At 37.8% G+C, this 19922-nt stretch carries 22 protein-coding genes and 1 pseudogene; 16 read left to right on the plus strand and 7 right to left on the minus strand.

Annotated features, from left to right (window positions below):
- Window positions 1–99 precede the first annotated feature (99 nt).
- The 16 genes from ABZP31_RS10480 (at window position 100) to ABZP31_RS10555 (ending at window position 14088) form a co-directional block, all read left to right on the plus strand.
- On the plus strand, window positions 100–993 hold the full coding sequence (locus tag ABZP31_RS10480; RefSeq protein WP_005015524.1) for a LysR family transcriptional regulator: 894 nt from the start codon (window positions 100–102) through the stop codon (window positions 991–993).
- A 135-nt stretch (window positions 994–1128) separates the two neighbouring features.
- Window positions 1129–1803, plus strand: coding sequence for a 3-oxoacid CoA-transferase subunit A (locus ABZP31_RS10485; RefSeq protein WP_005015526.1), 675 nt, complete (start codon window positions 1129–1131; stop codon window positions 1801–1803).
- A gap of 5 nt (window positions 1804–1808) precedes the next feature.
- A complete protein-coding gene (locus ABZP31_RS10490; protein ID WP_005015530.1) occupies window positions 1809–2453 on the plus strand; it encodes a 3-oxoacid CoA-transferase subunit B in 645 nt (214 codons plus the stop codon).
- Window positions 2454–2484: 31 nt separating this feature from the next.
- Window positions 2485–3750: an MFS transporter gene (locus ABZP31_RS10495; RefSeq protein WP_005015535.1), complete on the plus strand. Its 1266-nt coding sequence runs from the start codon at window positions 2485–2487 to the stop codon at window positions 3748–3750.
- A gap of 2 nt (window positions 3751–3752) precedes the next feature.
- Entirely contained in the window at window positions 3753–4076 is a 324-nt protein-coding gene (locus ABZP31_RS10500) for an EthD domain-containing protein (protein ID WP_005015538.1), read from the plus strand.
- A gap of 32 nt (window positions 4077–4108) precedes the next feature.
- Entirely contained in the window at window positions 4109–4387 is a 279-nt protein-coding gene (gene catC / locus ABZP31_RS10505; RefSeq protein ID WP_005015541.1) for a muconolactone Delta-isomerase, read from the plus strand.
- Window positions 4388–4421: 34 nt separating this feature from the next.
- Window positions 4422–5684 (plus strand): acetyl-CoA hydrolase/transferase C-terminal domain-containing protein, encoded by a 1263-nt coding sequence (locus ABZP31_RS10510; protein WP_005015544.1) that lies wholly within the window; start codon window positions 4422–4424, stop codon window positions 5682–5684.
- A gap of 11 nt (window positions 5685–5695) precedes the next feature.
- Complete coding sequence (locus ABZP31_RS10515) at window positions 5696–6889, plus strand: acetyl-CoA C-acetyltransferase (protein WP_005015545.1); 1194 nt, start codon at window positions 5696–5698, stop codon at window positions 6887–6889.
- Between the two features lie 36 nt (window positions 6890–6925).
- Complete coding sequence (locus ABZP31_RS10520) at window positions 6926–7828, plus strand: MBL fold metallo-hydrolase (RefSeq protein ID WP_005015547.1); 903 nt, start codon at window positions 6926–6928, stop codon at window positions 7826–7828.
- 56 nt (window positions 7829–7884) lie between these two features.
- Window positions 7885–9228 (plus strand): OprD family outer membrane porin, encoded by a 1344-nt coding sequence (locus tag ABZP31_RS10525; protein ID WP_005015549.1) that lies wholly within the window; start codon window positions 7885–7887, stop codon window positions 9226–9228.
- A gap of 27 nt (window positions 9229–9255) precedes the next feature.
- Complete coding sequence (locus tag ABZP31_RS10530; protein ID WP_005015552.1) at window positions 9256–9552, plus strand: YciI family protein; 297 nt, start codon at window positions 9256–9258, stop codon at window positions 9550–9552.
- A 50-nt stretch (window positions 9553–9602) separates the two neighbouring features.
- The gene (locus ABZP31_RS10535; RefSeq protein WP_005015554.1) at window positions 9603–10307 is read left to right on the plus strand and encodes an SDR family oxidoreductase; all 705 of its coding nucleotides are present in this window, start codon (window positions 9603–9605) and stop codon (window positions 10305–10307) included.
- A 25-nt stretch (window positions 10308–10332) separates the two neighbouring features.
- The gene (locus tag ABZP31_RS10540; protein WP_005015557.1) at window positions 10333–11376 is read left to right on the plus strand and encodes a cyclase family protein; all 1044 of its coding nucleotides are present in this window, start codon (window positions 10333–10335) and stop codon (window positions 11374–11376) included.
- A gap of 625 nt (window positions 11377–12001) precedes the next feature.
- Window positions 12002–12181, plus strand: a complete 180-nt coding sequence (locus ABZP31_RS10545) for a hypothetical protein (protein WP_005404902.1) — start codon at window positions 12002–12004, stop codon at window positions 12179–12181.
- 201 nt (window positions 12182–12382) lie between these two features.
- Window positions 12383–12694, plus strand: coding sequence for a hypothetical protein (locus ABZP31_RS10550; protein WP_005015560.1), 312 nt, complete (start codon window positions 12383–12385; stop codon window positions 12692–12694).
- Between the two features lie 299 nt (window positions 12695–12993).
- The gene (locus tag ABZP31_RS10555; protein WP_005015562.1) at window positions 12994–14088 is read left to right on the plus strand and encodes a hypothetical protein; all 1095 of its coding nucleotides are present in this window, start codon (window positions 12994–12996) and stop codon (window positions 14086–14088) included.
- On the opposite strand, the gene ABZP31_RS10560 is transcribed toward ABZP31_RS10555, so the two are convergent.
- The 7 genes and pseudogenes from ABZP31_RS10560 to ABZP31_RS10590 all read right to left on the minus strand — a co-directional run bounded on the left by ABZP31_RS10560 (window position 14014) and on the right by ABZP31_RS10590 (window position 19903).
- A complete protein-coding gene (locus tag ABZP31_RS10560) occupies window positions 14014–14376 on the minus strand; it encodes a hypothetical protein (RefSeq protein ID WP_005015564.1) in 363 nt (120 codons plus the stop codon). The two genes, ABZP31_RS10555 and ABZP31_RS10560, sit on opposite strands and share 75 nt — an antisense overlap.
- An 8-nt stretch (window positions 14377–14384) precedes the next feature.
- Window positions 14385–15752 carry a DUF4062 domain-containing protein gene (locus ABZP31_RS10565; RefSeq protein WP_005015566.1) on the minus strand — a complete coding sequence of 456 codons (1368 nt, stop codon included), beginning with the start codon at window positions 15750–15752 and terminating at the stop codon, window positions 14385–14387.
- Window positions 15753–15876: 124 nt separating this feature from the next.
- Window positions 15877–16237: pseudogene (locus tag ABZP31_RS10570) on the minus strand (hypothetical protein).
- Window positions 16238–16310: 73 nt separating this feature from the next.
- On the minus strand, window positions 16311–16541 hold the full coding sequence (locus ABZP31_RS10575) for an AlpA family transcriptional regulator (protein ID WP_005015568.1): 231 nt from the start codon (window positions 16539–16541) through the stop codon (window positions 16311–16313).
- A 67-nt stretch (window positions 16542–16608) separates the two neighbouring features.
- Window positions 16609–17541, minus strand: a complete 933-nt coding sequence (locus ABZP31_RS10580) for a hypothetical protein (protein ID WP_005015570.1) — start codon at window positions 17539–17541, stop codon at window positions 16609–16611.
- 122 nt (window positions 17542–17663) lie between these two features.
- The gene (locus ABZP31_RS10585; RefSeq protein WP_005015572.1) at window positions 17664–18707 is read right to left on the minus strand and encodes a lambda-exonuclease family protein; all 1044 of its coding nucleotides are present in this window, start codon (window positions 18705–18707) and stop codon (window positions 17664–17666) included.
- 152 nt (window positions 18708–18859) lie between these two features.
- Window positions 18860–19903: a DUF932 domain-containing protein gene (locus ABZP31_RS10590; RefSeq protein WP_005015575.1), complete on the minus strand. Its 1044-nt coding sequence runs from the start codon at window positions 19901–19903 to the stop codon at window positions 18860–18862.
- Between the last annotated feature and the right edge of the window lie 19 nt (window positions 19904–19922).

Here is a 19922-nt window from a genome sequence, read left to right on the forward strand (position 1 = left end):
ATAGTGAAAAAATGAAATACTTTTGACTTAATATCAATTCAAGTAAGTATTGCTGCGAATAATCTTTTTTAATTTTAATAATTTCACGCGAGTAAACCTGTGAACTTTGATTTAAATGATTTCAGGCTGATTCTGAATATCGCCGAGACTCAAAATTTAACTCGGGCTGCTGAAAAAACCTTTATTTCGACACCTGCAGCCAGTAACCGGATTAAGAATCTAGAACAGCAATTAGGCCTAAAAATTTTAGAGCGCTCATCTCAAGGTGTCAGACTAACTGAAATTGGCCAGATTTATCTCAAATACGCAAAATCTTTCCAGCATGAAATTGAATGCCTGAAAGGTGAATTGTCTCAATTTAACAACCTAATTCAGGGCAAATTAACCATTGCCGCTAACACCACGGCCATCACTGAATATATTCCTAATGCACTGTCGGAATATTTAATTACCCATCCACATGTCGATGTAAATCTGAAAGAGATGACCAGTGAAGAGATCATTCATGTGGTCGCAGACCGGCAAGTGGATTTAGGCATTATTTCAGGCGATATCGACACCGATCATTTACAGACTTTACCTTTAATTTCTTCTCAACTCGTTTTGATTACACCGAAAATGCACCCTTTACTGGAAATTGAAAATATCACTTTAATCGATATTATTGAGTATTCTGTAGTGACCTTAAACGAAGGCAGCGCCATTCAGCAGTTCTTATATAAGCTTGCCCTTCAACTAGACAAAAAAATCAACATCCGAGTTCAGGTTTCAAGCTACGATTCCATCTGTCAAATGGTCGCTGCCGGTGCCGGCATCTCCATCATTCCGCTGGCGGCATTTCAGCGCCTCCAGCATATTCATCCCCAGCTTACCTGCACCAAAATCAATGAAAAATGGGCGCAGCGCAGCTTTAAAATCTGTTCAATAAATTTCAATCAAATAAGTCAATTTTCTAAAGATTTTATCCAGTGTTTACAAGCACACATTCATTAAGTATTTGATTTTTTATGCTGAATTTTGCGTTAACTAGAGGTTAACACAGATTTCAAATTATAAAATTGTGCCAAACACTAGAATGTGTGACCTTACTATTAAGTATAAGAAACTTGAATTTTACAAGGTAGTAAGATGATCAATAAAATCTTCAATTCGGCAAAGGATATTGTCATAGACATTCAAGATGGTTCAATCATTGCAATTGGTGGCTTTGGTGGATCTGGTATGCCCAATCAACTTATCGATGCACTCATTGAACAAGGTGCGAAAGATCTAACTATTGTAAGTAATAATGCGGGGAATGGTGATCAAGGTCTTGCAGCACTACTCAAAGCTAAACGCGTCAAAAAACTAATTTGTTCTTTCCCTCGCCAAAAAGACGCATATGTTTTTGAAGAACTATATCGCAATAATGAAATTGAACTTGAAGTTGTACCTCAAGGTACGCTTGCAGAACGTTTAAGAGCTGCTGGTTGCGGTATCGGTGGGTTTTATACACGTACAGCTTATGGCACCTTACTTTCAGAAAATAAAGAGACCAAAGAAATAGATGGTCAAGGTTACGTCTTTGAGAAAGCTTTGGCCGTAGATTACAGCCTGATTTATGCCAAGGCAGGCGATCGATGGGGCAATCTAATTTACAACAAAACTGCACGTAATTTCGCTCCTATTATGGCTATGGCTGCAAAAACTACTTTAGTCGCTGTAGATCAAATCTGTGAACTTGGTGATTTAGACCCAGAAATCATTATTACTCCTGGAATTTTTGTCGATCGTGTGACACTAAAAAGTGAAATTGGAGCATAAGCATTATGGATATCCAACAAAAAAATAATCTTGCTCAACGTGTGGCTCAAGATATACCAGAAGGTTCATATGTCAATTTAGGTATTGGTTTACCGACTCTAGTTGCAGACTATTTCACTGATAAAGAAGTGATTCTACAAAGTGAAAATGGTGTTTTAGGTCAATGGACTCAAGCTGAAAAGGGTAAAGAAAATTGGGATTTGATCAATGCCGGAAAAGAAGCGATTGATTTAAAAAAAGGTGGTGCCTTTTTTCATCATGCGGACTCTTTTGGAATGATGCGCGGTGGACATTTGGATTACTGTATTTTAGGTGCATTCCAAATTTCAGCCAACGGTGATCTAGCCAATTGGCATACAGGACATCCAGATGCCATTCCTGCTGTAGGTGGTGCAATGGATCTTGCTTCAGGCGCACAAAATGTTTACGTCATGATGGAACATTTAACCAAGCAAGGCCAAAGTAAAATTTTAGAAGAATGTAGCTATCCATTAACTGGATTGGCCTGCGTAAACCGTGTTTATACAGAGATTGCGACTTTTGAATTTATTAAAGGCCAAGTATTTGTAATTGATATCGTTTCACCTCATACACCCGAATATATCCAAACTATTACAGATGTACCGCTGGATTTTTCAAGAATGAAATAAATTATAAATCGATTTTACAAAGGAGATGTAAATGGGAATGTTAAATTGGTACAAGGAATCGGATTCCAACCAGAAAAAGACATTTTGGGCATGTTATGCAGGATGGGCTCTTGACTCTTATGACATGCAAATTTTTAGTTTTTTATTACCCGTCATTATGGCAACTTGGGCTCTTACCCAAACTCAGGTTGGCCTGATTGGTACAGTTGCCCTGATTGTTACTGCCATTGGTGGATGGATCGCAGGTATTTTGGCCGACCGTTATGGTCGTGTAAAAATCCTGATGTTTACTATTTTATGGTTTACATTTTTTGGCATACTGGCAGGATTTGCACAAAACTATGAACAGCTTTTAGTCGCAAGGACGCTACAAGGTCTTGGTTTTGGTGGCGAATGGGCTGTGGGTGCGGCACTCATGGCCGAAGCTGTTTCTGCAAAACACAAAAATAAGGCTGTCGGCTTTGTCCAGTCAGGAATGGCTTTAGGTTGGGCAGGATCGGTGATTGTAGCCACAATACTTATTACGATGCTACCACCAGAATGGTCTTGGCGTGTGGTTTTTTGGACTGGTGTCATTCCCGCTTTAATTGTGATTTATATTCGCCGTAATGTGAAAGAATCAGTTAAATTCGTTAATGATGTGGCTAAAAATAAAGAAAATATTGAGAAAGCATCTTTTAGTTCTATTTTCAAAAAAGAATATTTACGTTCAACCATTTTCGCAAGTTTACTCGTTATAGGTTTACAAGCAGCATGCTATGCCATTCTTATTTGGATTCCGACCCTGATGAATGAGCGTGGACTGAGTCCAAGTTCTAAAATTGTCACGATTTTAATTATGGCTGCAGGAGCATTTGCAGGCTTTATGTTTACAGCTTATCTAGCTGATAAATGGGGTCGTAAACAGACTCTGATTGGTATGTCTATTTTGAGCTGGATTGTGACCGTGGTGTATATGTTGATTGCAATGAATCAATACATCACCTTGGCACTGGGCTTCTTTGTCGGTTTCTCTTCAATCGGTATGTTTGCAGCACTTGGACCATTTTTAACAGACTTATTTCCGACTCATATTCGTACCACAGGTATGGGCTTTTCCTACAATGTCGGAAAATCATTTGGTGCTCTATCAGTCGTTGGTGTGGGTATTCTTGCTGAATCATTAGGTCTTGCTCCCTCGATCGGTTTGTTCTGCTTAACAGCTTACGGCTTAGCAACAGTCTCTATTTTACTCATTAGAGTGCCTAAAGATGAACCTAACTTAATATCTCATCATTATCAAAAACAGGGAGTTTAAATATGATCCGTATCCTTTATTTACTTGCTAAACCAGAAGACATGAGTAAAGAAAAATTTGATCAAGAATGTCTACGCCACTTTGAAATGTCAGCCGGTATTCCAGGTTTATATAAATATGAAGTTCGCTTGATTGCTTCAGAACCTACCGATATTCATGTTCCCTTCTTTGATGTGCCGGATGTCGATGCTATTGGAGAATGCTGGTTCGAAAATGAACAACAAATGCAAAATTATATGAACTCTGAAATTCGTAAAAACTGGTTTGAACATGGCAAGACTTTCATTGGCAAGTTGAAGCCATTTATAACCAAAGACGTCGGATAAGACTTATTCATCAAATATTAAGGATAATAAATATGCTTTTTTGTGTAGAAATGACTGTAAAAATTCCATTAGATAGTGATCCTGTAAAAATGGATGAAATTAAACGCGCTGAAAAAGAACGTGCTATTGATCTACAGAAAGCAGGTAAATGGCCACATTTATGGCGTGTCACAGGTAAATATTCCAACATCAGTATTTTTGATGTTGAAAGCAATAATGAATTACATGATTTACTGATGAGTTTGCCTTTATTTCCCTATATGGATATTAAAGTGACAGCATTATCTCAACACCCATCTTCAATTCACTAACGCTGAATACCTTTTAAGATCAAGGATGATCATCATGGAAAAGATATACGATATTTCTCAGCTTGATTTATCCAGCTATGTTCGACATGGTGATCGCGTGGTATGGGGCCAGGCTCAAGCTGAGCCCATACCGCTTACTCAAAATTTAATTCAAAATCGTAAAAAAATTGGGAAACTTAAAGTTTTTTTAGGTATTAGCCAGTTTCCTACTTGCCTACCTGAATACTCCGAACATGTTGAATATCTGAGCTATTGTGGTGCAGGACATAATCGAACCCTTGCACAACATCAGGTTTTAGATATTGTGCCTGTGCATTATTCGCAACTTCCCCGTTTAATCGAAGATCAACAGCTTAAACTAGATGTTGTATTGATTCAGGTTTCAGCAGCAAATGCTCAAGGACAATATAGTTATAGCTTGGCACAAGATTATTTAAAATCTGCCCTCCGACATGCTCGAATTGTGATTGCAGAAGTCAATCAGCAAGCACCTTGGGTGTATTCGGATGAATATTTAACTGAGGCTGATTTTGATGTGATGGTGTATACCGACCGGAAAATCGAAGCACAACATAGTGCTGATTATTCAGCAACTACTCAAAGAATTGCTCAAAATGTTGCCTCTTGCATCCCCGATCATTCAACTTTACAACTTGGAATTGGCTCTATTCCCGAGGCCATTATGCAGGCTTTGGATCAACATCAACATTTAGGTATTCATTCAGGCATTATTAGTGATGGTGTTGCAGAATTGATGCAAAAAGGGGTGATTACCAATCAGAAAAAAAGTATTAATCCTGGAAAAACCATCACAGGTTTAATTGTAGGTTCTTCTAAATTACATCAATTTGTTCATCAAAATTCAGGCATTGAACTGCGTTCAACCGAATATACCCATCATGCTGCGACTCTTGCTGCTATTCAAAAATTTATTGCGATCAACTCGGCAATTGAAGTTGATTTAACAGGTCAGGTAAATGCTGAGATTGCCAATAAAACCTATGTGGGCGCTGTAGGTGGAGCTTTAGACTTTATTCGTGCAGCCAATCAGTCTCATGGGGGCGTTTCAATTATTGCCCTGCCTGCTTCTGGAAAAAGTTTTAGTCGTATCGTAAGCAAGCTACAAGGCCCCGTGTCTACACCGCGCAGTGATGCCGGGCTGATTGTGACTGAATATGGAATCGCCGATTTACGCGGTTTAAGCATTCCCCAACGCATTAAAAAAATGATTGCAATTGCACATCCCCATTTTCAAAAAGAACTTGAACAACAGGCTATGGATTTGGCACTAATTTAAAGGAATTCAAAATGAAAGACGCTTATATTATCAGCCCACTGCGTACCCCAATTGGTAAATTTGGTGGTGTACTTGCCTCTTTAACTGCAGTCGATCTCGCTGTAAAAGTCATTCAATCCATCGTAGAGAAAACTGGAATAGATACTAGCACTTTAGATGACGTCATTATTGCGCAGTCATACTCATCTAGTGAGGCACCTTGTATTGGACGCTATGCGGCTTTAGCTGCAGGACTTCCAATTGAAGTTCCCGGTTATACATTAGATCGACGTTGTGGTTCAGGCTTACAAGCGATTATCAATGCAGCAATGACCATTCAATCCGGAAATGCTGAAGCTATTATGGTTGTTGGTGTAGAAAGTATGAGTAATATTGAATATTACTCTACCAATATGCGTTGGGGTAGCCGCGCAGGTAATGTCACTTTCTTTGATCGACTGGAACGTGGTCGTGAAAGATCTCAGCCGATTGAACGCTTTGGAGCTATTTCAGGCATGCCAGAAACTGCTGATAATCTGGCCCGAGACTATAATATTGGTCGTGAAGAGTGTGATGCTTTTGCTCTACAAAGTCATCAAAAAGCCCAGCAAGCTTGGGATACAGGAAAGTTTAAAGAGGAAGTGATTCCGCTTGAAGTGAAATCCAAAAAAGAATCCAAAATTATTGATTTTGATGAAGGTATTCGTGCAAATAGTACTATTGAAAGTTTAGCTAAACTAAAAACCTTATTGCCAAATGGTGTCACCACCGCAGGTAACTCAAGTCAACAAAACGATGCTGCTGCAGGCTGCCTAATTGTAAGTAAAGAATATTTAGAAAAACATCATTTGCAACCGATAGCCAAAATCACCGGCTGGAGCGCGGCAGGTTGCGATCCAAGCCGAATGGGTATTGGCCCTGTATCTGCGGTGAATAAACTACTTAAAAAACTAGATATGTCTCTTAAAGAAATTGATTTGATCGAAATCAATGAAGCCTTTGCAGCTCAAGCCTTAGCAGTAATCAAAGGCTTAAATATTACTGATACTTCTCATATCAATGTGAACGGTTCAGGAATTTCTCTGGGTCATCCTATTGGTGCAACAGGACTTCGTATCATGACGTCTTTAGTACATGAGATGAAACGCCGTAATGCTCGATATGGTTTAGAGACTATGTGTATTGGTGGTGGACAAGGTTTAGCTGCCCTATTTGAACATGTTTAAGTATTAAATTAAAGAATATTTGTTAAGGAGTGACCCATGATTGAATCAAGAATGATTGGTGAAGTAAAAGTAACCCGTATTCATGAATATGCTGGCCCGAGCCATGATCCAAAATTTTTATTTCCGACAGCAGATCAAAGTCTGTTAGAAGAGCATAAAGATATGCTTGCACCACATCATTGGATTCCACAAATGAATCGTCTTATTGTCAGTATTCAATTTTGGGTGGTTCATGCGGGTAATAATATTATTGTGATTGATACCGGTGTTGGTAATTTCAAACAACGTCCAGAAATTCCTCGGATGCATATGCTGAATAACTTGATCACTGAGTGGATGACAGCTGCTGGCGCACCTCCTGAAAAGGTAACTCATGTGGTGATTACCCATTTACACTCTGACCATGTTGGCTGGAATACGATTTGGAAAGACAACCGCTGGACACCAACCTTCCCTAATGCCAAATACTATTTACCTAAAGAGGACTTTGATTTTTGTCATGAAGGAAAAAATAAAGAACCTGGCGTTATCGATGTTTTTGGTGATTCCTTCTTCGATAGTGTAATGCCCGTATTTAACGAAGGTCTGGTTGAGTTTATAAAACCTCACACTGAAATTGCCGATTGCTTAGTTGTAGAGCCTGCACCCGGTCATAGCCCAGGACAAGTCACTTTTCGTGTTAGCTCTCAAGGAGAAGAAGCAATCTTTTGTGGCGACGTATTCCATAGTCCACTACAAATTGTTCGTCCTGAAATCAATTCAGGTTATTGCATTTGGCCGGATATCGCACGAAAAACTCGGCTTGAATGCTTGGAGCGTGCTGTAAGCCGAGAAGCTTTACTCTTGCCTGTTCACTTTGGTGACCCGTATTGTGGCTACATTCGTAAACAAGATAATGGATTTATCTTTGAACCTTCAGATACTTGGGATCGTGTTTAATTGATCCCCTCAACTGTCTGAATAATTATTTTTAATACTTAAAAGGATTTAAAAAAATGAAAAAACCAGTAAATAAAAATTTACTGGTTATGGGTACTCTTTGCCTATCCATAACCAGTATCAATACAACTCGGGCTGATGTTATTGATGATACAAAATTTAATGTGCTAGCAAAAAACTATTATTTCAATCGCGACTTTCGTAAAGGTGAATTTAATTCTGCCGGACAGAATGCTCAATTACCTGTATCTGAACGTAAAGGTTATCGTGAAGAATGGACCCAAGGTTTCATTGCCAACATAGAGACAGGTTGGACAGATACGCCTATACAGTTCGGTTTAAACGGTTATGGCCTGATTGCTTTAAAACTCGATAGTGATGGATATCGAACTGGTACAAATAATTTAGAAGTCGACTCGACAGGAAAACCTAAATCGGCAACCGCCGAATTTGGCGGTGCCTTACGGGCAAAATATAAGGAAACTGAAGCAGTACTAGGTAATCAATTCCCGAACAATCCTATTCTTGGAACCAATTATTCGCGTCTACTTCCTTCAATGTCGACAGGTCTATCGATTAAGGATCAGAGCTTTGAGAATCTCAATTTAGATTTTGGTTATTTTACGCAGATGAGCCCTGTTGATTCGACCGATCGCTTAAACTATTTTAATACTGATTACAATAATGGAATTCAAGGTGATTATGTTGCCTATATAGGAGCAACCCATAAACACGATAATATTGAAACTTCTGCTTATATTTCAGAATTAGAGAATGTCTGGATGCAATATTATTTAGGAGCAAAATATAAACATCAAATTGATGCTCAATCAAATTTCAATCTACAAACAAATAACTATATTAACCGAGATACAGGTGATGCCACGGGCGGAAATATTAGTACAAGTATTGTTTCAGTAATGGGAACCTATAAATTATCTAACCACAATTTCAGTTTAGCTTATCAACAAGTATTAGGTGACGAGCCCTTTGACTGGATAGGATTTAACAATAATGGAGGAATTCCTAGTACCCCCAATACTGTGCAGTTCTCAACATTTACTGAGGCCAAAGAAAAATCAGCTCAAGTTAAATATGAAATCGACTTCTCACCTTATGGAGTTGATGGTTTATCATTTATGACTCGTTATCTATATGGCTGGGATATGGATAATACAGGGAGTGATAATGTTTTTTACACCAAACGTCATGTTTATGACCAGAGTATAGATAACAAACATTGGGAAAGAGATATCGAATTACGTTACAAAGTTAAGCAAGGCATTGCGAAAGATCTTGATGTTCGTCTTCGTCAAGCCACTCATAGAGCAACTAAAGGCTATAGATATGGGAATATTGATGAAGTCCGTTTAATTCTTGAATATCCATTTTCATTCTAATAGAGCTTAATATACGAGGAAATTAAAATGCCTTATGTTGTAGAAACCTGGGACAAAATAGACCATCAACTTCTTAGAAAAAAATTAAGACAGGATCATTTAGATTATCTAAATCAAAATCTTGAACTACTTTTAGCTTGTGGCGCAAAGTTGGATGATAATGGCCAAGACTTAGGCGGTGGAATTTATATTATTGATGTAGCTTCAAGAGAAGCTGCTCAAAAATTTATTGAACAAGATCCTTTTTACATTGGAGGTCTATTTCAGAAAATCAAAATAGACCGCTGGAGAAAGGCTTATTTGGACGGAAAATTTTGCTTATAAAAATATGGAGAGCATGGTTTTACCATGCTTTTTTTACAAGGAATGTAATCATGTCAAAAATTAATAAAGTTCTCATCACAGGCGGTGCTCGAGGAATCGGTGCTGCAATTGCTCAACAATGTAAAAAAAATGGATGGTATCCAATTATTTTAGATAAAGAGAGTGCGGATATAGAAGTCGATTTATTAGATGTAGAAGCAACTGCCGCCGCACTGAAAAAGCTTCTAAAAGATGGCCCCATTACTCGCTTAGTGAATAATGTTGGAATGGTCAAACCAGACAATATTGAGAATCAAAGTTTAGACGATTTTAATCAAGTACTTAGTCTCAATGTACGATGCTCCTTACAGTGTATTCAAGCCCTACTTCCAAATATGAAATCAGAAAACTTTGGACGTATTGTTAATATGTCTTCTAGAGCAGCTTTAGGTAAAACACAGCGAAGTGCTTATGCAGTGAGCAAAGCTGGCCTTATTGGCTTAAGTAGAGTAGCAGCGCTAGAACTTGGTGTTTATGGTATTACTGTAAATTCGATTGCACCGGGTCCAATAGAAACAGAGCTTTTCACCGCAGCTAACCCACCCGATTCACCCGTAACGCAACAGATTTTACAAAGTATTCCTGTAAAACGACTGGGACAACCTTCAGATATTGCACATGCATGTTCATATTTTTTAAGTGATGAAGCAAGTTTTGTTACAGGCCAGACTCTATACGTGTGTGGCGGTATGAGTATCGGAGCAACTCCTGTCTAAATAAATTTACTAAGGAAAAAGTATCATGAGAAGATGGTTACAACGTCCTAAGGGATCAAATTGGGGAGATTTTGGTGATGATGATCGTATTGGTCGTTTAAACTTAATTAACGCTGAAAAAGTACTTGAAGGTATCCGAGAGGTTAAAGAAGGAAAAACTTTTTGCTTAAGTTTACCATTGGACTATCCTGGTGGTAATGCACTAAATATAAATAGAAATCCTCCAATTCTTCGTCCATTACAACGATATGGTAAAGTCAATTTTAACTGTGAAATGAATCAATTTGATCATGAAATCTCTGATGTCATGAGTGACGACTTAGCTATTTTACACTTGCAGTATTCCACACAATGGGACGCTTTCGCTCATGTAGGTACTATGTTTGACCTATATAAAAATGGAGAAGAAGAAGCAGCTTACTATAATGGATTTTCCGCAAGAGATTCTATGATCTATCCTGATTGCTTAGAAGATACTGGCCTCCAAAATATAAAAAGCCAAAGCACGTCCTCTGCAATAAAATTAGGTATCGAACATCTAGCTGAACATGGTTTACAAGGCCGGGCTGTAATGATTGATTTAGCTCATCATCTTGGTACAGAAAGGACTAATGTCGGATATGAAATTATTAAAGATATTATTGAAAAGGATCAATTAAAAATTGGCGTAGGAGATATTCTCTGTTTACATACAGGTTATGCAGAAGCACTATTAAAAATGAATAAGTCTCCCAATATTAAAGTTCTAAATCGAACCGGCGCTGTATTAAATGGTGGCGATCCAAAGTTATTGGAATGGATTACAGATTCAGGAATTGCTGCAATAGCTGCTGATAATTACTCAGTTGAAGAATTTCCATATAGCCAAAGACAGTCTTGCTGTTCAGCCTTACCTTTACATCAACATTGTCTATTTAAACTTGGAATTCCTTTAGGTGAGTTATGGTATTTATCTGATTTAGCTAAATATTTAAGAACTCATCATCGGTCTAGCTTTTTATTAACGGCTCCTCCATTACGTTTGACAGGAGCTGTGGGGTCTCCAGTTACGCCTATTGCAACTGTTTAAGATTGAAGAGCATTATTAGAAACTAATTTTCCAAGCTCCTCTAGACCTAGAAGTATTGATTAATGATAGATAAAGAAAACTAAAAAATATCTAAAATTCACTCTATCATTATATTAGCTTTCCGATTGAGATGGTGTCAGTTTAACTTGGAATAAATATCCATTAAAAACTTAGCATTAGCTTAAAATTCAATCTGGATTTATACTCAATTTTACCCTTCCTTTATAAACTTTTAATAACCAAGGCAATACGCAAACAATACTATGGCTACAGGACGCAAGAAACGTCAATACTTAACTTTAGTCATGGCCGATGACCTAAAGAAGATCGACCTTCAGCATATCGACCAGACTAATGAATCAGATCTCAATCTACTTGTTCGGATCTCAAAGCAAAATGACGCTGAAATGGTGATTAAAAAGATCGTTTACTAATTTTTAAAACTGGTACCGCAAAAACTGCTTCTGGTAAAGATTTACCATTAATCACCATTACCCGTAAAAATGGCGACCAATTCCGTTATTCAAAGCAAGACCGTGACTCAGACTATACGGGTGTATCTACAAGCTACCATGTCACTGGTAAAGCCAAACGTGAAAAGGTTATCACTGGTGAGAAAGGCAAGGTGAAACACTTAAAAGGGACATTTACCAACAAAGTCGAAGCTGAACGTGTGAGTGCTGCGAAGATGGCTGAGATTAAGCGCCAAATGGCGAAATTCAGTATCAATTTAGCGTATGGTGTACCACAGATCAGTACAGGGTCCCCCATTAAGCTTCAGGGCTTTAAAGCTGAGGTAGACTAGCTGAAGTGGATCGTTGAAAAAGCTACGCATAATTACTCTATAAGTGGTTTAGCTACACAGCTCGAATTTGGGACATCTTTAAAATAAGGTCTTTAATATATACACTTAACCTAGACTAAAGTTATGATGACATAAATTATTCATTGTTACTGATATATTATAAAAATCACTAATTCCATATAATAAATTCAGGGGAAAATAATGCCTGTAGCATCTAAAATATGTGAGCTTCTAAATAATAAAAGTAAACCAAACTGGTGGCGATTCACCATAAATCGAGCCATTGAATGTGGTGAGTTATCATCTGTAGAACTTGAGGAAGCATATTTAATTGCTAAAATGGAATTTGGACTAGAAGAAAAGTGTGCAAACTACCCTTCATTAACTAAGCCAGTAGAACTTACGGGTTATCATGAAGAAGTAGAAGAGACAAGATTAGTTTCTATTGGAAATACAACTAATATCTCAAATCTTGTATCACAAAAAAAATTGAATTTTCAACTACTGGATTAACAGTTATTTATGGGCATAATGGAGCTGGAAAATCAAGTTATGCAAAAATACTTAAGAATGCATGTCTAACCAGAGGTGAGCCACCAGAACTAAGAAGTAATATCTTTCAAGTAAATGCTGGAATACCAACTGCTGAGTTTCATATAGAATCAAATGGTATTTCTGAAATAATAGAATGGAACAATAAGCTAGAACCACATCCTCGCCTAAAATCAATTAGAGTCTTTGATACAAGCTCATCAATTCACTATTTATCTAAGACTGGTCCATTAGATTTCAAACCTACTGCTTTAAAATTATTGGATGAATTACTAAAAACAAGTGAATTCATAAAGAATAAAGCAAAAACAGAAGAAACTTTTTATGCTGCGGCCACTGTTCTGCCAAAGATGAATTCAAATACAACACCTAGCAAATTAGTTATAAGCGCATCTTTAGATCCAAATCAAGTAGATCTGCTGTGTGCAACGCAGGAAGAGTTAAAAGAACTATCTGACCTACGGGTTGAAGTATTGGAATTAGAAAACAATACACCTGAAAAACTTCGAGAAGAATATAAAAATAGAAGATTAAGAATTGTCCCACTTCAAGTATTCCTGACATCACTTATAAATGAATTAGGATCTGAAAAATTTCAACAAATTAAAGAATTACATGAAAAAAAAGTTCAGACAAAAAATGCAGCAGACTTGTTAAGTAAATCAACTTTTTCTGTATTACCCATATCTGAAATCGGATCTGAAGAATGGATTACAATGTGGAAATCCGTTAAAAATTTTATAGAATGTTTAAATAACAATTTTCCAGTTTTAGAAGGGGATCATTGTCCGACTTGCTTACAAGTAGTGGATCATGCAACAGCTGCAAGACTTTTAACATTTGATGAATATCTGCAGAATGAATTACAAAAAGAAGCTGCAATTGCATTAGATAATTGGAATACTGTACTAAAAAAAATTAAGAAATTAAATTTCTCTAAAACTCCCTATGAGGCCATACTCAATGATATTAAAAGCAAAGATGAAGCGTTTAGTCTCCTTTTATATAATTTAATTGACCAATTAAATGAACGGGCAAAAAGTATATTAAAAGATATACCCTCCTTTGACTTTGATGATATAAATTTAGAATCATTTACAAGGCTTAATACTCACATTTTAAAATTAGAAGAGCTTGAAAAAACAGTATTAAATGATGATAGTAAAATAAAATCCATTTTATTAAAAAAACAGAGAATCTTGGAAATTGAAGATAGAGAAAAAATAATATCGGTGAAGGATCAAATAAAAGAAGAGATAAAAAAAGCGAAAAAAAATGAATTATTTAGTAAAATTACTAGCACTTACATTTTGCTGGGGAGTATATTCTATAAATTTACGTCCAGATTTATATAGTCTAATAATTTGATCTAAATTAATTAACCGAGCCTCATGTAACTTTACTAGATAACAAATAAAATCATAGTCAACATAATCCAACCTAGCTAGTTCTTGTGCTGCCCTATCAAGAACTAATCTCCTAACTCCATATTTCTCAAAAAAGTTTTCGAAAAATCTATTTGTTGAATCAAGTTTAGCCGTATAATCTTTATGCGCCAAAGCTGTGATTTCTTGTCGTTTAAAAAATATACCAATAATTCCAACTAAGGCACCAAGCAGTCCAACGATATGAGTAATTTCCATTAGCCCCTCTAAGCAGTAACAACTACTGGTATTTCAAAAGAAATAGGATCTGTATATTCCGCACACATAATATTTATTTTTATTACACCTTCATCAATAGCGTTAGGAACTAGATAATAATTATCAAATTTTATTTTTCTTGTATGTAAAAGTGAATTAGTTGTAATGTAAATAGTATTTTCATCGGAGTAGCTATCACTTAAGCCCATATTTACTTTTGGCATTAAACTTCCGTAATCTATAGTCGCTAAGTTTTTTAACACTCCTGACATATATTCCTGCTGTCTTGCCTCGGGTGACTTAATATTTGGAATCAAACTTTTCTGTATGTTCTTTTGATACCATTTAATATCTTCATCAGATTTATCATCAATAATTGTAATAAAATTTGGAAATTCGATTTCTACACTAATCATGTTAGCCAAATTATTACCAATATTTTCAACAGCAATATTTAACTGACTTGATCTTACTTCTAACTGATGAAGTGCTCTTAAAGCGTGATTATGATTATTTATATCTACTTCTGAAATAGCATCAACTTCATCATTATATTCTTGAATATATTTTTTTATATCATGCATTCCCAAAATTGAATGAGTTGTCAATAAATCTCCTGCACGTCGCATTTCCATGCGAGTGGAAATTCTTTCAGGTTTTTCATAGTAGTCATCCTCCCTTAATTTGAACCAAAATAGCTCTATTTGATCAAACTCTTCTATTGAAGTATTCGCTATGTCATTAATGCTTACTTTAAGTAAAGGTTGTTTTACTTTAATCGACTCTTTAATACGTTCATTTTCTTCGCGGAGTTTTCTATTTTCCTCACTGAGCTTAGCTAGTTCTTCAGCAAGTTGACCTGAAATTTGGTTTCCTCTGATCCAACCGCCCCCCCGATGCTTTCTCATGTTTTTATAAAGTGAATTTGAAATCTTATGTTTTAAATCATCTACCGTATCCCAAAATTCGCACAAACGATCAGTCAGAACCTTTTCTCGAAAACGCTGTAGTTTATCAATATTTTCATTGTTAGCATCTCGTTCATGCGGGCGTGTAGGAACATTATCATTACGAACAAAACAAAGTATCTTTAACCCTTTACTGATAGCGTAATCGAACTCTTTTTCTGTAAAGCTAATCCCATCTTGTTTCGAGATCGAACCGTATCGATGACCCAATATTAAAATATAAAAATCACTTGAATCAATTAAATCTTTAATAATTGTCCATTGCTCATCATTATCAGCACCAAATAATTCCATACCTACTGGAAAGTTATAAGATTCTAAAACAGTATTAATTGCGGCACTTCGCGCTTCTATTAAATCTGTATATGTTGAACTAATAAATACTTGGTACTTCGTATCTTGACTCATTTTTTCTTTATAAAATAAACATTGAATTAATTAATATTTATAGCATCTCAACAAAGTTAGATAAATACATATGTATTAGATAATTTCTTGCTTTTAAACTAAAACAGCACAGCATGGTTTTATGTTATGAATACAATTCCTGCCTAAATAGAACCTCCGCTTGAGCATCATTTAAATCAGTAAATTGACGACCGTTCTTTTCTCGATCACTGTCGCCATAGTTAAATGACATATAAAGCACACCATTTGGTTTCAAGGCAATTATCAACTTTCCTATGACTTCAGCTAAGCATTCACGCTCACAATGCAATAAAGAGGCACATGCCCAGACCCCATTATAAGCCTCATGCTCATAAGCACCTCGTTAATTAGCCATTTTATCTAACTAAAAGTTGTCTACAAAATCGGTGGCTATTCATATCAACTTCAAACGTTGAAGCTGTAAATTCTTCTGCATTCTTATTGTAGTAGTCTATTGTTTTAATTACGAATACTTAGGCTAAAAATCACAATTAGTCTACTAAAAAACAAAAAAATAAGGGAGCAAAAACTCCCTTTCTATTCACGGCTCGCCAACTTATTTTCAATCCACTGATGAATTTCATAAGCAGACCAACCGATACGATTCTGTGTAATTTTTACTTTTTTGGGAAAAGTCGGATCATAGTAAGGTGAGTATTCATCCATCATTTCATAGATTGTTGATCTACCTACACCAACAAATTTAATAACTTCTTTAATACTAATCAGTTGATTCATTTGAAAAGTTTGTCCAACAAACGCATTCATGAAATTTACTCCAAATCAATAATGCGAGCGTTACTGCTCAAATAATCAGGAGATCTGTAAAAATTAACTAATTCACTGCCCTCACACTCCCCTGTAACTCTTTATGCATATCCTGTACAAATCCATCATCTTGATTGAATTTAGGCTTTGCCTTAGTTTTTGAGTCAGTCTGAGTTTGTTCAGACTCAACAACCTCATCCGAGTAAAACTCCTCAACCAAATCCAATCCTTCCTCCGCATTCACCTCAAACTGTGCATTACTCAAGCCTAGTCGTGCTATTGCGTCCAAGGCATTTTGATTGAAGCCTACGGTTTTACTTTGTTGGTCAATCTCCTTGGCAGTTTGAATCGCTTGTTGAAGGTTTGTGCCATCTCGTAAGGTTAAATCCACATAATACACCGGCTGACGATAGCTTTGCGTAGTGGACTTTCCCCGAAGTGTCAGTTGTAGCGGTAGACATGACAGTAAGCCACCCGATGCCGCATGGTAATAGTTGAGTCTTGCTGCCAAAGTACGAATACTATTAAAACTTGTGGTTCTAAAGATGAATGTACCCAACTCATCGGATTCATCTAAATTCACATAGAGTCGGCCATACGGTTTACACAGCCCTCCTTGGGCCAATGCACATAAATCTGGAGATGGACAAGGATGATGCTCAACCCCTTGATGGGTCAGTCGCTGGCAAGTTTCTCCATTACCCACACAAACAGGTCTACCCGTTTGACGGTCAAATAGGCTGTACTCTGCACGAAGATTGAGTTCAGGATCATTAAAGATCATCCGCACTGGAATGGTTCTGATTTTTTGATTGGGTGCTTTAACTCGAAGTTGTTCATCGAGTGGATGTTTGACCCAACCACTGTCCTTATTTTGGATTTGGCTGGTAATGGTAAATTGGTCATCCTTTTCAGGGATGCGTTTACCATTTTTCTCAACCCTCTTACCGATACTGATCCGTCCTAGTATTGGCGGTGTAATCGCTAAACCTTTGATCATATTGATTTCCTCTTTTTGTAAATTGAATAGGCATAAAAAAGCCCATGCTGTAGGCATGGACTCTGATATAAGCTTGTGTGATTGAATTACTGGCTTGATGCTTGTATGGATAAAAATCTGACTTATCCACCATTAACATAAATCTGAAAACGCCGTGTGCCTTGCTTGTTCTGCTGAAATTGATTGAGATATTCAGGGTGTGATTTGAGTAAAGCCTTTGTATCCAAAGCAATCGAGTCTTTAGATTTCTTCCACGTCACTGAACCTGTTTTAAAGGTGGCGCGCTCAGCCTGTTGCATCTTGGCTTGCAACTGATGTTTAAGGAAGTCAAATTGCTCCTGATACTTTTCAACTTGATTGCGTACTCGGATCATTTGCTCAAATTGTTGATTGGCTTGCTCGTCTTCAGATAGATCGGTAGTACTGAGTGGTACATGTTCAGGATAGAGTAGCTGTAAAGCTTTGGCTGCCGATTCACTGGCATCTGCTTCAGGTGGGATATCCTTTTCCACACAATCCCAGAAGTAACGTTCCGCATTAATGATGTGTTGTATCACCGATTCAGAACGCGTGACTTTAAAAATGCGTGTTTCATGTCCACAGAGCAGCACACAAATATGCGCTGCTTTTTTGCCTGTCACTGCCAATTGATGTTGCACTTGGCAAAGTACATATAAAGGCACACCATCTCGCCAGAGTTTAGCCCCATATTCCCCTGCGGTTTTGCACTCCAGAATCTGTACATCTGCATCACCCACTACGGAATAATCCAGATTAGCCAGCATGAAATACTTGTCGGGATCAGGATGCTGTAATACGGCATTGACCCGACGGACTTTATATTTGGTATGCATGCTGTAATACTCGGCAACAAGCGGTTCAAGTCGCTTACCCCAATATAAAGGTGCATAGCCTTCACTATCCTCTTCAATGCTTTGTTGAATCCGTCCTGTTTTGATCATCCACAATTCCAGCATCGACATATAGGGATTAAGGCCACAGGCAGCAGCACAGTCACTACTGCCAATGCCCTTGCGTCTTACTTCAAGCCATTCCGCTTGGCTCATATTTTTGGTCTCCACAAAGCGTTTAGCGGTAAACAGTTTCGGACAGTTGGTATGTATATTCAGTATTGCATTGTTTGGATTAATTAAAGCTGAGTTCATAGAAATTTCCTTTAATATTAAATTTGGGGCATAAAAAAGCCGCGTCCGAAGACGCGGCTTTAAAGGCTAAGATTTGCTTCACAGGTGAAGAGAAATGTTTGGCTTCGTTCAGTAATACTTAGACTAATTCATGAAACTAAGGTCTATTCAGTTTAGGCAAGCATACGCAGCGCCTGTTCCAGCCCGCGCTGCTTGAGTCCGGCGCCTGCACCAAACCAGGCTGAATCGAGACGATGATCCTGACTCATGGCACGACGTTCATGGTCTGTGAACTCGGTAATAGCGCATAGCAAGCCATAGGCGGTGTCTTTGGCTGAACTGAGTTCCGCCCCGCGGCCATGCCCGTTAAACATGGTCATGACTTTTGACATCGCGCGCCCATTCGGTTCAGTCCTGTTATCAGCTTTAGGGACCGGGTTGGCCTGGCTAGCGACATTACGATAGAACTGAATAATGCCTTCGTCCTGCTCTATTGGACTGAGGCCGGTATTGTTGAATACCGCATCAAAATATGCTGCCGCTTCAGTCTGTGTGACTTTACGCTGACTGAGCTGTTTCATCTCGTACATATGCTCATCCCATTGCCGTACCGAGATACCCAACTGCTGTTTGATTTTGCCTGCATCAAATCGGGTGCTGTGCGGGACTTTAACCACTCCAGCACTGCTTTGTCCTTTAAGTGCAATCGCCAAGGTGTTATTGCAGACCACACGGATTGAGGTAAATTGCGCCGTGGTTGCCAATGTACCGTCACACGCCGTAGCCAAGAGGATATAAGCATTGCTAACATCTTTGCCTTTTAAGGCTGCACTTTGTCCTGTCCGTGCCAATGCCCAGAACTTCTTGCCGCCTTTCAGAACCCCTGCAGTTTCCAGTTCAAATCCGGACTGCTCGGTTAAATCACGGTAGAACTCCAAGATCTGTTTGGGTTGCACTTCCTGATAGCGCTGACTGACTACCGATAATGGGGCATGCGTATCTGAGCGGTACAGTACCCGCTGTTCTTCAAAGGGCATGATGATGCTTTGCCCACGATCATTCTGAGCCATATAGCTGACATGGGATGATTCAATGCGCCAGTTCATGCCAGCCTGCTGTGCCCAGACTTCAATCGGCTGGTTTTGCGTGAGCTGGTTGCCCAGACCATGCCAGGGGGTTTGACCGACATAGGCCATTTGTTCAAGTTGATGTGCCATAATCTAATCCTGATGATAA

Source organism: Acinetobacter sp. FL (genome assembly GCF_040744925.1).
Lineage (GTDB): Bacteria > Pseudomonadota > Gammaproteobacteria > Pseudomonadales > Moraxellaceae > Acinetobacter > Acinetobacter radioresistens.

Excerpts from the sequence above, each read along its gene's own strand:
- ABZP31_RS10515 (WP_005015545.1), top strand. The coding sequence starts at position 5,696 with ATGAAAGACGCTTATATTATCAGCCCACTGCGTACCCCAATTGGTAAA.
- ABZP31_RS10490 (WP_005015530.1), top strand. The coding sequence starts at position 1,809 with ATGGATATCCAACAAAAAAATAATCTTGCTCAACGTGTGGCTCAAGAT.
- ABZP31_RS10495 (WP_005015535.1), top strand. The coding sequence starts at position 2,485 with ATGGGAATGTTAAATTGGTACAAGGAATCGGATTCCAACCAGAAAAAG.
- ABZP31_RS10590 (WP_005015575.1), bottom strand. The coding sequence starts at position 19,903 with ATGGCACATCAACTTGAACAAATGGCCTATGTCGGTCAAACCCCCTGG.
- ABZP31_RS10540 (WP_005015557.1), top strand. The coding sequence starts at position 10,333 with ATGAGAAGATGGTTACAACGTCCTAAGGGATCAAATTGGGGAGATTTT.
- ABZP31_RS10560 (WP_005015564.1), bottom strand. The coding sequence starts at position 14,376 with ATGGAAATTACTCATATCGTTGGACTGCTTGGTGCCTTAGTTGGAATT.
- ABZP31_RS10500 (WP_005015538.1), top strand. The coding sequence starts at position 3,753 with ATGATCCGTATCCTTTATTTACTTGCTAAACCAGAAGACATGAGTAAA.
- catC (WP_005015541.1), top strand. The coding sequence starts at position 4,109 with ATGCTTTTTTGTGTAGAAATGACTGTAAAAATTCCATTAGATAGTGAT.
- ABZP31_RS10550 (WP_005015560.1), top strand. The coding sequence starts at position 12,383 with ATGCCTGTAGCATCTAAAATATGTGAGCTTCTAAATAATAAAAGTAAA.
- ABZP31_RS10575 (WP_005015568.1), bottom strand. The coding sequence starts at position 16,541 with ATGAATGCGTTTGTTGGACAAACTTTTCAAATGAATCAACTGATTAGT.
- ABZP31_RS10510 (WP_005015544.1), top strand. The coding sequence starts at position 4,422 with ATGGAAAAGATATACGATATTTCTCAGCTTGATTTATCCAGCTATGTT.
- ABZP31_RS10585 (WP_005015572.1), bottom strand. The coding sequence starts at position 18,707 with ATGAACTCAGCTTTAATTAATCCAAACAATGCAATACTGAATATACAT.
- ABZP31_RS10525 (WP_005015549.1), top strand. The coding sequence starts at position 7,885 with ATGAAAAAACCAGTAAATAAAAATTTACTGGTTATGGGTACTCTTTGC.
- ABZP31_RS10535 (WP_005015554.1), top strand. The coding sequence starts at position 9,603 with ATGTCAAAAATTAATAAAGTTCTCATCACAGGCGGTGCTCGAGGAATC.
- ABZP31_RS10485 (WP_005015526.1), top strand. The coding sequence starts at position 1,129 with ATGATCAATAAAATCTTCAATTCGGCAAAGGATATTGTCATAGACATT.
- ABZP31_RS10580 (WP_005015570.1), bottom strand. The coding sequence starts at position 17,541 with ATGATCAAAGGTTTAGCGATTACACCGCCAATACTAGGACGGATCAGT.
- ABZP31_RS10530 (WP_005015552.1), top strand. The coding sequence starts at position 9,256 with ATGCCTTATGTTGTAGAAACCTGGGACAAAATAGACCATCAACTTCTT.
- ABZP31_RS10520 (WP_005015547.1), top strand. The coding sequence starts at position 6,926 with ATGATTGAATCAAGAATGATTGGTGAAGTAAAAGTAACCCGTATTCAT.
- ABZP31_RS10565 (WP_005015566.1), bottom strand. The coding sequence starts at position 15,752 with ATGAGTCAAGATACGAAGTACCAAGTATTTATTAGTTCAACATATACA.